Raw genomic sequence first — 14,234 nt, forward strand, 5'->3', positions numbered from 1 at the left:
ATGATCGCGATCATCAACTACGGCATCGGAAACCTCGGTTCGATCCGGAACATGATTGAACACGTCGGCGGCAATGCCGTCATAACCGACAGCGCGGAGACGTTGCTGGAAGCGACGGCGCTTATTTTGCCGGGCGTCGGAGCTTTTGACGCGTGCGTCGGTGCCTTGCGCGGTTCGGGGTTGCTGGGCGTTATTGAAAGACGGGTGCATGCGGACCGAATCCCGCTCTTGGGAATTTGTGTTGGCCTGCAACTCTTGGCGGACCGCAGTGAAGAGGGACGTGAGCCTGGTCTCGGTTGGATCAAAGGTGACGTGAATAGGCTTCGGCCCGACCCTGAAGCGAAGCTCAAGGTCCCTCATCTGGGTTGGCGTTCTATCGATGCTGGGTCGGCTGGTATCTGGACGGAAGTCGGCCATAAGCCACGATTTTACTTCGCGCATTCCTACCATTTTGTGCCGTCGGACAAGGACGTGATCGTAGGTACTCTCGACTATGGTGGATCTGTTGTTGCGGCGGTTTCTCAAGCAAACATCCTCGCGGTTCAGTTTCATCCCGAGAAGAGTCATAAATTCGGCTTTCAGTTCTTCAGGCAGTACTTGAAAGAGTTGGGAGCGTGGTCGAACGAGGGGTGGGGAAAAGGTTGAAGGAAATCCCGCGCATCATTCCGTGCCTGCTTATTGAGCATGGTCGTCTCGTCAAAACCACCAAGTTTGCCGACCCCAAGTACGTTGGCGATCCGCTCAACGCGGTCCGGATTTTTAACGAGAAAGAGGTCGACGAACTCATCTTTTTGGATATTTGCGCCTCAAGAGAGCGAAGCGAGATCGACTACGATTTGATCAGTTCGATCGCATCTGAATGCTTCATGCCGTTTGCCTATGGAGGCGGCCTGCGTAACCTGGATCAGGTGCGTCGCGTCCTCCGGAACGGCGCTGAAAAAGTCATCTTGAGCACTGCGGCGCTTGAGAATCCCGGGTTGATTTCCTCTGTTGCCGAAGAGTTTGGAAGCCAAAGTGTGGTGGTATCGGTCAACATCAAGAGAAAGCTATTCGGAGCTTATTGCGTGTTCGACCCCCGAAACAAAAAAAACTTGAGCCTTGACCCGCTACATTTCGTCAAGCAATGCGTGGAGTACGGCGCGGGCGAGCTATTTTTGAACGACGTCGACCGAGATGGGACACGAGCGGGCTACGATGATGCTTTGATACGCTCCGTCTCGCAGCATGTCGACGTTCCAGTCGTTGCTTGCGGAGGCGCGTCTTCAGTCGAAGACTTAAAGCGCGCCATAGACGTAGGCGCCTCTGCCGTGGCGGCCGGCAGCTTGTTTGTGTTGCACGGAAAGCATCGTGCCGTATTGATTACCTATCCGGAACGCGAGAAGTTGGAGCGGATGTTCTGACGGTTTCTGAAGTTCGGTGCTTATCCAGGATACATCCAGGTTGGTGCGAGCTCTGTAGCGGCTGCCGGTGAGTTGAATCGACCTCTATCAAGTTGGACGATGATGAATAGCGACGTGCGGTATCAGGTATGTGTCCGATGCGTAATGGACACCACGGATGAGAATATCGTTTTTGACGAATCCGGGATTTGCAACCATTGCAAATTGATCATGGATCGCCGGGACAATTATTGGCTTCCCGATGAACGCGGAGAGAAAAAGTTAAATGCTCTTATCGCTGAAATGAAGCAGCGAGGTCAGGGAAAGGCGTACGACTGCGTTCTGGGCGTCAGCGGCGGGGTCGACAGCTCCTACCTCCTGATGAAGGCTCATGAAGAGTGGGGCCTGAGGATCCTCGCTATCCACGTCGATGCGGGATGGAATAGCGAACTCGCCGTGAGAAACATCGAGTTGATGATCACAAAACTCGGGATTGATCTGCACACTGTCGTGGTCGATTGGGAAGAGATGAAAGATTTGCAGCTCGCGTTCCTGCGGGCAGGCGTGCCCAATCAAGATATACCACAAGATCACGCCTTCCTGGCAGCCCTGTACAAAGAGACCGCGCGCCAGCGGATTCCCTTTGTTTTGACGGGGAGCAATTACTCCACGGAGTCCATTCTGCCGAGCGCCTGGGGCTATAGCGCGGGCGACCTGACCCACATTCGGGCAGTTCACCGGCAGTTCGGAAAGCGACCGTTGAGAAAATTCCCCATGATGGGCTTTTGGTACTTCAATTTCTATCTTCCAAAATTTCTTGGCCTGAAGATCGTGGCGCCGCTTGATCTTATGCCTTTCAGCAAACGGTCTGCGATTGAGTATCTCGAGAAGCGATTTGGCTGGCGTTATTACGGGGGAAAGCACTACGAATCGCGGTTCACAAAATTCTTCCAAGGGTACTATTTGCCGACGCGTTTCGGGTTCGACAAACGGCGCGCTCACCTGGCTAGCCTGGTGGCATCGGGAGAGATGACGAGAGACCAGGCCCTCGCCGAACTTCAGCAACCATCCTACTTTGCCGAAGATATCGCGAAGGATCGGGCGTTCGTTTTGAAGAAGCTCGAACTATCGGAAACTGAGTTTGGGGAATTGCTGGGGGCGCCGCTCAAAGCGCATCGCGAATATCCGACCAATGAGTGGATGCATAAAATACGCTGGGCCACGAGCTTCAGAGAGCGTTTCAGAATTCTTCGGGAGCACCTTGGCTTCTAATGAGTGTTTACCAAGCCAATGCATCCTTCGGGGTTCGTTTCAGCGCTCGCGGCGGGTCGTCGTCCAGCAGCGCTGGCCCGAGCTTTGCGTTTGCTGAACTCTGTGGCAGTTGCCAAGATTAAGAGTGGCCGAAACGAAGCCTGATCAAGAACCAGAGATCGGAGGGCGGTTGGCCGCTCAATCACAAAATCATCATAGCAAGTTTGTTACTTTGCAGGAAAAACGTCTTACAAAATCGAAGTCAGAGACCGGCGGACGGCGGTTGTCGATACTCGTCTTGTATTCGCCCCATGCCCTCTTTACCTCGACCGTAATGGAGCACATCAGTTCTTTCGGAACGTATTCTCAAAATGATGTGTACTACGCGACCGCTGTCGATGCCGTCGACTGCCTTTACGATATCGAGAGGTTCGATGTCGTTGTGATTCACTACTCGGTACGGCTTTCCTTGGAGCAGCACATTTCGCCGCAGGTCGCTGCTGCGGTTTCCAGCGCTCGTGCACATCGAGTGCTGTTTATCCAGGACGAATACGAGTACACCGAGCGCGCCCGTCGATGGATAGAGACGCTCAACATCGACACGGTGTTTACCTGCATCCCCGATGGTCAATCGGAAAAAATATACCCCTCAAGCCGTTTCAAACGGGTGAGATTTTTGACCAATCTGACCGGATATGTACCCGAACGGCTCGAGAAGATGGGAGGTTACAAGCCGCTTGGCGAGCGTTCGATCCATATTGGTTATCGAGGCAGGCCATTGCCGTTCAGATTCGGCGATCTGGCCAAAGACAAGTACATGATTGGCTACCGAATGCGTCAGGAGTGCCAAACGAGAGGCATACCGCACGACATCGAAGTCGAGGAAGACAAGCGCATTTATGGTGATGCCTGGTACGATTTTCTTTCGAACTGCAGGGCGGTTCTAGGCAGCGAAAGCGGATCGAACGTTTTCGACGATGACGGAAGCATCGGGCGTCAAGTCCAGGCCGCACTTACAGAAAATCCGTGGCTCACATACGAGCAGATACGAGAACGCTATTTGGCTTCGCATGAAAGCGAGATTCGGATGAACCAGATATCGCCTCGTGTCTTCGAGGCGGCCGCGACGAAATCGGCGCTGATATTGTTCGAAGGAGAGTACAGTGGATTGCTTCAACCCGACGTCCACTATTTGCCTCTGAAGAAGGATTTTTCGAATCTGGAATCCGTCATCGAACGGCTTTCAAGGCTCGATCAATTGGAAGGAATGGTTGATTGCACCTACCGCGATATTATTTCGTCTGGTCGCTGGTCCTATAAAGCCTTTGTTGCAGGTTTTGACGAGCATCTGGATTCCGTCTTGCCCGCAGCAGGAAGTAGACATACCGATATGTCTTCTAGCCCGGATTATGATGGTTGCTACTTTGGGGGGCTGACGAACCGGCCGATGTCGAGCGACGGCCTGCGTGATGCCCCGCAACGCGTGCGATCTCGATTTGTTAAGGATCCTGCTGCGACAAAGTCATCTTGGGGTGTTTCGCTGCCGGTGTTCAGGAGCGGTTCGCTTGCGCGGAGAGTTTACCGCCGATTGCCAGGTTGGGCGCGTCCTGCGGCAGATATGGCTCTACGAAGGCTGCGTGACTTTGCCAGCCGCCCGCCGCGCTCCCAAGGCTAGCGGTTTTGAATAGCCAGGTGCCTCCGGCAGTTCGTCAGCCGTCGTGATTGCACATCCGTTTTGCTGCAATGTGACAAGTGAATACCTGGCGCGATCCTTCCTCTCTTTTTGCATGACATCGTGATGGTCAACACAACTCCCAAGCGAATCATCGTGGCTTATTCAAGCTCGTCGACCTACGTGTCGACTACGATGGAGTATCTGCTGTCTTTGAAGAAGTTTACGAAATTCGATGTCGATTATGTTCACGTGACGGGTGGCGCACAGGTGAACTTCGACCTGAACGAATATGACGTCATCTTCCACAGCTATTGTTGTCGCCTGATCTTGGACGACTATGTGAGTGATAGCTACAAACAGGCGCTGCTGAATTTCCGAGGTCTGAAGATCATCTCGGTGCAGGACGACTATGACCGTACGGCCCGGCTCCATCAGGAATTGAGGCGGCTCGGCTTTCATGTCCTGGTTACGCCTGTGCCTTGCGATTTCTGGCATCTCGCTTATCCAGCATCTGAGCTTCCTGGGCTCAGAATTGTGAATGCTCTGACCGGCTATCTGCCGGAAGGTCTCCTGGACCGCCGCCCCTCGATTGTGCCGCTCGATGAGCGCCGGGTCTCCGTTGCTTATCGCGGCCGCAACCTCGGGCCGAAGTACGGACGGCTCGGTTTCGATAAATACGAGATCGGCCGTCGTATGGCAGAGCTTTGCAGCGCGCGCAATATTCCGCACGATATTGCGATGGATGATGCAAGCCGGATTTATGGAAAGGCGTGGTTTGAATTCCTCGGCGCCAGCCGCACCATGCTGGGATGTGAAAGCGGATCTAATTTGTTCGATTTCGACGGGGAGTTCGAGAAAACGATTGAGCAATTTGAGGCAGCGCAACGCCGCAAGGCGACATATGAGGAGTTCGAGGACGTGACACGTCCCATCGAGGCATCATTTGACATGGGCCAGATATCTCCCCGCGCTTTCGAGACGGCCATGATGATGACCCCAATGATTCTGTTCCGAGGAAATTATTCCGGCGCGATGGAAGCTGATGCCCACTATTTGCCACTCGAAAAGGATTTTTCGAACGTCGACGAAGTGCTCTCAAAAGTTGGCGATACTGAATACCTGGCCGCCATGGCCGATCGCGCCTATCGGCACTTGATAAGGCCGGAGAAATACGGTTACCAGGCATTCGGCCGGATGATTGAAGAAACCATTCTGGAAGAGTTTCCGAAGCGCGTTGATCCGCGGTGGATTGAATTCCGGGCCAAGACGCATCGACTTAATTCGAGCGCGAAAGCCGTGCAAGGAACATTGGTGCAAGAGGCGGCGACCGATCTGCCGTTGGATGCCGTAACGCTGTTCAGGAACTCAACCCAAGGGACGACAGAGTTTCAGCATAATATGCCGGCCCAAGGGGGAGCAGACTTTCAGCACAAGACCGCTGTGCCGAGACCGGAAAGGCTTGCCAAGCACTATCCTTTTGCCTTTTGGGCCTACAAGCGGCTCCCTATGCCTCTTCGAAAACGAGTGCGGCGCCATCTGGGCATCTAGTATGGGCCGGAAGGATCGCCAGAAGCGACGCCTTGCTCGACTTGTGAAGTTGCAGAAAGCGCCTGAGAGATTGTTCCATCAATATGATAGATCGGGAAATGTTCGTGGCGAGTTCCTGCAGATGTTGCTGCCTGCTGGATTCAAGTCACGGGCGATGATTTTGTCGGCGGGCCCGATCGTCTTCGTGCGCGCAAGGCGCATCGCCTCGTGAGGCGAGAGATACTGCTTCTCTGCGACTATCGCGAGGACGGTGCTGCGACCGTGCGTCAACACATCGACTCTCTGATCGTGTGCTCCCGCCACAGGATCAGAATGATCTCGATCTTTGGCGATCTGCCACCGCGGCTCGATCTAGATCATTTCGATGCAGTGATCGTTCACTACTCTCTGATCGCCTGCAACGACAGCTACGTGAGCTCACGCACGCGCAAGGCCCTGGCGAACTTTCGCGGATTAAAGGCAATCTTTATCCAGGACGAGTATCGTTTCGTTGACGCGACGATTGCGGCAATGCGGGAAATCGGGATCGACGTCCTCTTCACGTGTGTTCCCGAACAGGAGATCGAGAAAGTCTACCCGGCCGGACAGCTTCCTGCTGTGACCAAGGTAAACGTGCTCACGGGCTACGTCCCGGAGCACCTGCTCGAGCTTGACGTCGAGCCCTATGAAAAGCGCCGGATCGATGTCGGATACCGAGCCAGAAAGGTGCCGGCATGGCTCGGCGAACTCGGCCAAGAAAAGTATGAGATTGGTCGAGCATTCCGCGAGCAGGCAACGAACGATGGGCTCACACTCGACATCTCGTTCCGGGAAGAGGACCGCCTCTATGGTGAGAACTGGACGGAGTTTGTGCGCTCCTGCAAGGCAATGTTGGGCGTGGAGAGCGGGGCTTCCGTCTTCGACTTCACCGGCGAAATCCAGCAGGCGGTCGACGCGTACGAGCGTCGGAATCCGGGTGCGCAATTTAGGACCCTGAAGGAACTTTATTTTGCGGATGTAGACGGCAAGATCTCCCTCAACCAGATATCGCCTCGATGCTTTGAGGCTGCGGCCTTGAGGACACTGCTCGTGATGTACGAAGGTGAGTATTCCGGCCGAATGCAGGCTTGGCGGCACTACGTGCCTTTGATGAAGGACCACTCGAATCACGCTGAGGTAGTCGCTGTTCTCAAGGATCCAGCGCGCGCCCGCGAAATTATCGAGCGAGCTTATCGAGAAGTAGCTTGCAATCCTGATAACACATTTCGTGCTTTTGTTGCAAAGTTTGATGAGGTCATCTCAGCCCGATTCCGAGCGGACCAGAGCGCAAGCTTGTCGTACTTGTGCGATCGCGATTTCGAGATTGCGGCTGCCCCGGGGTGGGGCGCACGCCGCCGCTGGATCAAGCGAAGCATCATAGAGCGCTGCTATCGCTTGCTATTCTCAACCGTGTTGGGCCGTGCTAGACCGGAGACGCGCGAACTGGTCCACGCGTGGCTGAAGACCCTATTGCACCCATTGCGGTCGGTGCTGGCCCACCTGAAATCCTGAAGCCTGAACTGATCAACAATTACATAGGCAAGACGTTAGTATGTGCGGCATAGCCGGTTTCGTATCGCTGCAAAATGCTCCCTTCGCCGAGGGCGCGTCCGCGCTTGGCGCGATGTCGACGTTGATATCGCATCGTGGCCCGGACGGCGACGGCGAATGGATGTCCTCGGATAGACGCGTCGGCCTCGTGCATCGTCGTCTCGCGATCATTGATTTGACAGCTAGCGGTGCGCAGCCGATGCGGGCGCCGAATGGCACGATCATCACCTACAATGGCGAAATCTATAACTATATCGAGCTGCGCAATGAGCTCGCCGCTCACTGGACTTTCCGTTCGACCTCCGACACGGAGGTCATCCTCGCTGCCTATGATCGATGGGGGGAGGATTGTGTTTCGCGCCTGCGTGGAATGTTCGCCTTTGCGATCTGGGACGAACGCAATCAAAAGTTGTTTGCCGCGCGTGATCGATTCGGAATCAAACCGTTCTATTACACCGAACAGGGCGACCGAATCTTCTTCGCTTCGGAAGCCAAGGCACTGCTGCCCTTTCTGAGCGATATCAAAACCGATTCGTCTGCGCTCGCGGAATACCTCACCTTCCAATACACGATTGGCGCCCGAACTCTGTTCGAAGGCGTTAGCGCTCTCTTGCCGGGGCACACCTTCGTCGTTTCCGCCGGTGCCATTACGATCCGGCGATACTGGGACGTTCAGTACGACGTCGATTTCAACCATAGCCCGCGCTACTTTGAGAGCCGTTTTGAAGAGCTGATCGCGGATTCGCTCAACATCCATCTCCGCTCGGACGTGCCGATTGGAGGCTATGTGTCGGGCGGTCTCGATTCTAGTCTGGTGGCCTTGCTGGCCTCCAAGCACGACCATCGCAATCGGCTGGCCTTCCATGGTCGCTTCACGGAGTATCCGGGCTATGACGAGAGCCACTACGCCCGCGAGGTCGCCGAGCGCGCGGACATGACGCTCCACATCAGCGACATCACGGCGGAGGATTTTCGTCGATCGCTGAACGACGTCATTTATCACCTCGATTTCCCGGTTGCCGGTCCCGGCTCGTTCCCGCAATATATGGTCTCGGCACTCGCCGCGAAGCACGTTAAAGTTGTATTGGGCGGGCAGGGCGGCGACGAGCTGCTCGGCGGTTACGCGCGATACCTCGTTGCCTATTTCGAGCAGTGCATCAAGGCCGCGATGGACGGCACCTATCAAAAGGGCAATTACGTCGTCACCATCGAATCCATCGTCCCCAATCTTGGCTTGCTGCGCGAGTACAAGCCGATGATCAAGGAGTTCTGGCGCGACGGGTTGTTTGACGACATCGACAAGCGTTACTTCAGGCTGGTCGATCGCTCCACCGACATGGTCGGCGAAGTTGACTGGTTGTCGCTGGATAAGTCTCGCGTCTTCGAGGCATTCCGCGACATCTTCAACAACCAGGACAATGTCAAGAAGGAAGCCTACTTCGACAAGATGACGCATTTCGACTTCAAGTGCCTGTTGCCGGCGCTGCTGCAGGTCGAGGACCGGATGAGCATGGCGCATGGTCTTGAGAGCCGGGTGCCGCTGCTTGACCATCCGCTTGTCGAGTTCCTGGCGACGGTGCCGGCGGACGTCAAATTCAAGGGCGGTCAGATGAAGCAGCTGATGAAGACCGCCTATCGCGACGTGCTGCCGGCGAGCATCGTAGAGCGCCGCGACAAGATGGGCTTTCCGGTTCCGTTGAAGGAATGGTTCAAAGGGCCGCTCGAGGGCTTTGTCGCCGATGTTTTCGATCAGCAGCGCGCTCGCAAGCGGGCCTACTTCAACACCGATGTGGTGCTGGCGAACTTCCAGGGTGCCTCGCAGTTCTCACGAAAGACATGGGGGCTCCTGTCGCTCGAATTGTGGCATCAGCGCTTCCATGATCGGGCGAATGAGTTTAAGGCAATGCTCAAACCCGGGCAGCAGGCTGCCCGCGCTACGTTGAGGGATACAGTTCAATGAAGGTCTTTGTTACCGGCGGAGCCGGCCAGGTCGGATCGACCGTGATTGATATGCTGCTTGCGCGCGGCGACGAGGTGCTGGCCATCGACAATTTTTCGACGGGGCGGCGCGACAACCTCACACAGCACGCGAATCTGCGACTGATCGAGGACACGATTGTCGATGGATCGGTCGTTGACAAGCTGTTTGCCGAGTTTAAACCGCAAGTGGTGATCCATACGGCGGCGTCCTACAAGGACCCCGACGATTGGGGCACCGATGCGCTGGTTAACGCCGCCGGTACGGCCAATATCGCCAAGGCGAGCAAGACCCATGGCGTCTCGCGACTGGTCTACTTCCAGACCGCACTTTGCTATGGCACCAAGCCCACCCAGTCGCCGATCACGCTTGACCATCCGATCAACCCAGTGAACTCGAGCTACGCGATTTCGAAGACCGCGGGCGAGCACTATGTCCAGTTCTCCGGCGTCGACTGGGTGACCTTCCGCCTCGCCAACGTCATCGGCGAACGCAATGTGTCCGGGCCGCTTCCGATCTTTTTCGAACGCCTGTCGGGCGGCAAGAAATGCTTCGTCACCCCGGCGCGGCGCGACTTCTGTTATGCGCCGGATCTTGCCCGCGTTGTGGTGCGTGCGGCCGACGGCACTGGCCACGGCACCTACCACTTTTCTTCGGGCAAGGACGTCGCGATCCTCGAGCTCTATGACGCCGTCGTCGCTGCGATGAAGCTCAACGATTATCCGGAACCGGAAGTGAAGCCGCTCGGCCCGGATGATGCCGCCTCCATCCTGCTCGATCCGTCGCGGACCTTCGCCGACTTCGGCGAGGTCGAGTTCACGCCGCTGTTGAAGATCGCCGAAGCTGCGGTGGAGCGCTGGAAGCGCGAGGGCGTGCAGGGCGGCTACACCCATCTCAAGGTTGCTCGCTCCTGAACTCAGGTACACCCATGCGTATCCTCATCACAGGCGGTGCCGGTTGCTTGGGCTCGAACCTGATCGAGCATTGGCTGCCGCAAGGGCACGACATCCTCGTGCTCGACAATTTCGCAACCGGCAAGCGCGAGGTCGTGCCTGCGCTGCCGCGCCTGTCGCTGGTCGAAGGCTCGGTTGCAGATCGTGTGGCGGTGGACCGGGCGTTCGATTCGTTCAAGCCGAGCCATGTCGTCCATTCGGCGGCCGCCTATAAGGACCCGATGGACTGGGGGGAAGATGCCGCGACCAATGTCGCAGGCACGATCAACGTTGCCGACGCGGCCCGCAGGCACGGCGTCTCGCGGTTGCTGAACTTCCAGACCGTGCTCTGCTACGGCCGCCCGGAGACTGTGCCGATCCCGGTCGATCATCCTCTGCGGCCGTTCACGAGTTACGGCATCTCGAAGGTTGCCGGCGAGCAGTATCTTGCAATGAGCGGGCTGCCGTTTGCCTCGCTCCGGCTTGCCAACGTCACCGGCCCACGGCTGGCGATCGGCCCGATCCCGACATTCTACAAGCGCTTGAAGGCGGGGCAGGGCTGTTTCTGCACCGACGCGCAGCGCGATTTCCTCGATATGTCGGACTTTCTCGCCGCGGTCGACCTTGTCATGAAGGCCGATGCGCCAACGGGAATCTTCAACGTGTCGAGCGGAGAGGGGCATTCGATCCGCGACGTCTATGACGCCGTCCGCAGTCACCTCAAGCTGCCACCCGATCCAAACGTCAAGGTCGTGCCGGTCGGCGACGACGATGTGCCCGCGGTCGTTCCGGATCCGTCGCGGACCAAGGCGGTGCTGGGCTGGAGCGCGCAGATGGCGTTCCCGGAGACCATGCGGCGCACGCTGTCATGGTACGACGCGCACGGCGTGACCGACATCTACAGTCATCTTGCCGCGGCGCGCTGACGGTTCGAGCAATCGGGATGCCTGAAGGAAGTACCGTCGAGATCGAACGCGTCAAGGCGTTCTGGGAGCAAAATCCCGTCGCGGCGTCGGCGATACCCGCCGAGCTCGGCACCGCCGCATATTTCCGTGCCTTCGACGCGTTGCGAGAGGCCGACAATTGCGAGCCCTATGCGCTGTCGGAGGCCATTCACGGCTACTCCTCCGCGGACGGCCTGCGGGTTCTCGATATCGGGTGCGGCAACGGATACGTGCTCTATCAGTATGCGCGCCATGGCGCCTCCGTCGCCGGCGTCGACCTGACAAAGACGGCGGTCGACCTCAGTCGCAAGCGATTTGAGCTCGGCGGCTTGAAAGGTGAGTTCCTGCAAGTCGATGGTAAAAAGCTTCCATTCCCGGACGGTCACTTCGATATCGTCTGCTCCATGGGTGTACTGCACCACGTTTCGGATCCACGTCCGATGGTTGAGGAGATTTTCCGGGTTCTGCGACCGGGTGGCCGCCTGATCGTGATGCTTTATTACCGCCACAGCTGGAAGAACCTGGTGTTGCTGCGATTGCGGCGCCTGGTTGATCCGCACTATCGCGGCAAGACCCAGCAGGAAACGCTGAATATGAATGACGGCGATGCGTGCCCGCTTGCACTCGTCTACAGCCGCCGCGAGGCGGCCGCGCTGTTCTCGCGATTTTCGCAGCTCGAGTTCATGCTGACGCAGTTGAGCTGGCGCCAGCTTTTCATTCTGCCTCCGCTGATCAAGTTGGCCGAACGCGTTCTGCCGCCTTCAAGTACATGCTGGCCGTCGCGGGTCTTGGGCTGGAATTTGAACATCAAGGCGGTCAAACCGCCGACGACACAAGGAGTGTTTTGATGAGCAGTCAGACGTTCTCTGGCGCAAAGGTTCTGGTTGTCGGAGGAGCCGGATTCGTCGGCTCGAACCTTGTGCGCCTGATCCGTGAGCAGAAGCCCGCGCAGATCACCATCGTCGACAACCTGCTATCGGCCGACATCTCGAATGTACCGGAAGGCGATGACATCGACTTTCGCTTCGGATCGATTGCCGATGATGCGATCCTGCAGAAACTCCCGGCCGATCTCGATTTCGTCTTTCATCTCGCGTGCTATCACGGCAATCAGTCCTCGATCGCCGATCCGCTGGCTGATCACGCCAACAACACGCTGACGACACTGAAGCTGTTCGAGCGGTTGAAGGACATGTCCTCATTGCGCAAGGTGGTTTACGCCGCGGCGGGTTGCGCGGTTGCCGAGAAAACCTTCGATGGCGCGACGGCGACGACCGAGGACGCGCCCGTGTCCCTGTTCCACGACAGCCCGTACTCGATCTCGAAGCTGGTCGGCGAGATGTACGGCAACTACTATTTCACGCGTCACAAGCTGCCGTTCGTGAAGGCGCGGTTCCAGAATGTCTATGGACCCGGCGAAATTCTGGGCGCAGGGCGTTGGCGCGGCACCGTGCACACCGTCTGGCGCAACGTGACGCCGACTTTCATCTGGAAGGCCCTGCATGGCGAGGCGCTGCCGGTCGAAAACGGCGGCATTGCGTCGCGTGACTTTATCTTTGTTGAAGACATGGCGCGAGGGCTGATGGCCTGCGCGCTCAGGGGTGAGCCCGGCGAAATCTACAATCTTGCGTCCGGGGCGGAGACGACGATCCGGGAGCTGGCCGAGCGCATCAACGCCCTGACCGGAAATCCGACGCCCATTGCCCTTGCGCCGGCGCGCGACTGGGATCGCTCCGGGCAGCGGTTCGGCGATCCGTCCAAGGCGGCAAAGCAACTCGGCTTCAAAGCCGATGTCGTCCACGAGGAGGGGCTTGCGACAACGATCGCCTGGACCAAGGCGCGCAAGGAAAAGATCCTCGGCTGCATGCGACAGCACGAGCGTTTCATTCCACAAGTGAAGGCCTACACTTGACAATCAAAGCACTCACGATCGTCGGCGCCCGACCGCAGTTCATCAAGGCGGCCGCCGTCAGTCGCGCCATCCGGGGGACCGATGGCATCGACGAAGTGATGGTCCACACTGGCCAGCACTTCGATACGGACATGTCGGATGTCTTCTTTGAGGAACTCGACATTCCCGCACCACGGCACCGCTTGAACATCAATGGCGGCGGGCACGGTGAGATGACCGGCCGCATGCTGGCGGCGATCGAGCCTGTGCTGATCGAGGAGAAGCCGGATTGGGTCGTGGTTTACGGCGACACCAACTCGACGCTCGCCGGTGCACTCGCGGCGGCCAAGCTTCATATCCCGATCGCACATGTCGAGGCGGGTCTGCGATCCTTCAATCGGCGGATGCCCGAGGAGGTCAATCGGGTGCTGACCGATCACCTCGCCGCGTTGCAACTTTGTCCGACCAGCGCCGCGGTAGAGAACCTCGCCAACGAAGGAATCCGGCAAGGCGTGCACCGGATCGGCGACGTGATGTTTGACGCGACTTTGTTCGCGACCGAGCGCGCAGAAGCCGGTTCGAAAATCCTGTCTGAGCTCGACCTGACGCCGAAGAATTACAGCGTCGCGACAGTGCATCGTGCCGAAAACACCAACGAGCCTGCCAATCTTCGCGAGGTCGTTGGTTTCCTGCAGCAACAGGCAAAGCGTTATCCGGTCGTCCTGCCGATCCATCCGCGAACGCGCCAGACCGCACTGCGCATGGGTATCGATTTCGACGGTCTCAAGGTGATTGGTCCCGTCGGCTATCTCGACATGGCGAAGCTGCTGCATGGCGCCTGCGAAGTCTTTACCGACTCCGGAGGTCTGCAGAAAGAGGCTTATTTTCATCGCGTTCCCTGCACGACGTTGCGGGACGAGACCGAGTGGATCGAGACGATCGCGCACGGCTGGAATCGCCTTTGGAAAGGCCCGGATTTTGGCGAGCGCAGTGCGATCGACGAGTATGGCGACGGACGCGCCGCGTTCCGCATTGCTGAGCTGCTTAAGAGCTAGGCGTCGTGGCCC

12 protein-coding genes are annotated in these 14,234 nt (G+C 57.4%); all 12 read left to right on the forward strand.

Annotation, left to right across the window (positions count from 1 at the left end; all coding sequences use genetic code 11):
• Complete coding sequence (gene hisH, locus JQ558_RS17040; protein ID WP_212294313.1) at positions 1–645, forward strand: imidazole glycerol phosphate synthase subunit HisH; 645 nt, start codon at positions 1–3, stop codon at positions 643–645.
• Positions 642–1,400, forward strand: coding sequence for an AglZ/HisF2 family acetamidino modification protein (locus JQ558_RS17045; protein WP_249142509.1), 759 nt, complete (start codon positions 642–644; stop codon positions 1,398–1,400). Before hisH ends, JQ558_RS17045 begins: the two co-directional genes overlap by 4 nt.
• A gap of 102 nt (positions 1,401–1,502) precedes the next feature.
• Positions 1,503–2,651 carry an N-acetyl sugar amidotransferase gene (locus JQ558_RS17050; RefSeq protein WP_212294367.1) on the forward strand — a complete coding sequence of 383 codons (1,149 nt, stop codon included), beginning with the start codon at positions 1,503–1,505 and terminating at the stop codon, positions 2,649–2,651.
• Between the two features lie 124 nt (positions 2,652–2,775).
• Positions 2,776–4,305 carry a hypothetical protein gene (locus JQ558_RS17055; RefSeq protein WP_212294314.1) on the forward strand — a complete coding sequence of 510 codons (1,530 nt, stop codon included), beginning with the start codon at positions 2,776–2,778 and terminating at the stop codon, positions 4,303–4,305.
• Positions 4,306–4,428: 123 nt separating this feature from the next.
• Positions 4,429–5,853, forward strand: a complete 1,425-nt coding sequence (locus tag JQ558_RS17060) for a hypothetical protein (RefSeq protein ID WP_212294315.1) — start codon at positions 4,429–4,431, stop codon at positions 5,851–5,853.
• Between the two features lie 312 nt (positions 5,854–6,165).
• Positions 6,166–7,383 carry a hypothetical protein gene (locus tag JQ558_RS17065; protein ID WP_212294316.1) on the forward strand — a complete coding sequence of 406 codons (1,218 nt, stop codon included), beginning with the start codon at positions 6,166–6,168 and terminating at the stop codon, positions 7,381–7,383.
• A gap of 40 nt (positions 7,384–7,423) precedes the next feature.
• On the forward strand, positions 7,424–9,382 hold the full coding sequence (gene asnB / locus JQ558_RS17070; protein ID WP_212294317.1) for an asparagine synthase (glutamine-hydrolyzing): 1,959 nt from the start codon (positions 7,424–7,426) through the stop codon (positions 9,380–9,382).
• Positions 9,379–10,314, forward strand: a complete 936-nt coding sequence (locus JQ558_RS17075) for an NAD-dependent epimerase/dehydratase family protein (protein ID WP_212294318.1) — start codon at positions 9,379–9,381, stop codon at positions 10,312–10,314. The genes asnB and JQ558_RS17075 overlap by 4 nt, the downstream gene beginning before the upstream one ends.
• A gap of 14 nt (positions 10,315–10,328) precedes the next feature.
• Entirely contained in the window at positions 10,329–11,258 is a 930-nt protein-coding gene (locus JQ558_RS17080; RefSeq protein ID WP_212294319.1) for an NAD-dependent epimerase/dehydratase family protein, read from the forward strand.
• Positions 11,259–11,275: 17 nt separating this feature from the next.
• On the forward strand, positions 11,276–12,124 hold the full coding sequence (locus JQ558_RS17085) for a class I SAM-dependent methyltransferase (protein ID WP_212294320.1): 849 nt from the start codon (positions 11,276–11,278) through the stop codon (positions 12,122–12,124).
• Positions 12,124–13,188, forward strand: coding sequence for an NAD-dependent epimerase/dehydratase family protein (locus JQ558_RS17090; RefSeq protein WP_212294321.1), 1,065 nt, complete (start codon positions 12,124–12,126; stop codon positions 13,186–13,188). The genes JQ558_RS17085 and JQ558_RS17090 overlap by 1 nt, the downstream gene beginning before the upstream one ends.
• On the forward strand, positions 13,185–14,222 hold the full coding sequence (wecB, locus tag JQ558_RS17095) for a non-hydrolyzing UDP-N-acetylglucosamine 2-epimerase (RefSeq protein WP_212294322.1): 1,038 nt from the start codon (positions 13,185–13,187) through the stop codon (positions 14,220–14,222). Before JQ558_RS17090 ends, wecB begins: the two co-directional genes overlap by 4 nt.
• Positions 14,223–14,234 lie beyond the last annotated feature (12 nt).

The organism is Bradyrhizobium sp. AUGA SZCCT0160 (assembly GCF_018130105.1).
GTDB lineage: Bacteria > Pseudomonadota > Alphaproteobacteria > Rhizobiales > Xanthobacteraceae > Bradyrhizobium.

Excerpts from the sequence above, each read along its gene's own strand:
- JQ558_RS17050 (WP_212294367.1), top strand. The coding sequence starts at position 1,503 with ATGAATAGCGACGTGCGGTATCAGGTATGTGTCCGATGCGTAATGGAC.
- hisH (WP_212294313.1), top strand. The coding sequence starts at position 1 with ATGATCGCGATCATCAACTACGGCATCGGAAACCTCGGTTCGATCCGG.
- JQ558_RS17085 (WP_212294320.1), top strand. The coding sequence starts at position 11,276 with ATGCCTGAAGGAAGTACCGTCGAGATCGAACGCGTCAAGGCGTTCTGG.
- JQ558_RS17075 (WP_212294318.1), top strand. The coding sequence starts at position 9,379 with ATGAAGGTCTTTGTTACCGGCGGAGCCGGCCAGGTCGGATCGACCGTG.
- JQ558_RS17080 (WP_212294319.1), top strand. The coding sequence starts at position 10,329 with ATGCGTATCCTCATCACAGGCGGTGCCGGTTGCTTGGGCTCGAACCTG.
- asnB (WP_212294317.1), top strand. The coding sequence starts at position 7,424 with ATGTGCGGCATAGCCGGTTTCGTATCGCTGCAAAATGCTCCCTTCGCC.
- JQ558_RS17065 (WP_212294316.1), top strand. The coding sequence starts at position 6,166 with ATGATCTCGATCTTTGGCGATCTGCCACCGCGGCTCGATCTAGATCAT.
- JQ558_RS17090 (WP_212294321.1), top strand. The coding sequence starts at position 12,124 with ATGAGCAGTCAGACGTTCTCTGGCGCAAAGGTTCTGGTTGTCGGAGGA.
- JQ558_RS17060 (WP_212294315.1), top strand. The coding sequence starts at position 4,429 with ATGGTCAACACAACTCCCAAGCGAATCATCGTGGCTTATTCAAGCTCG.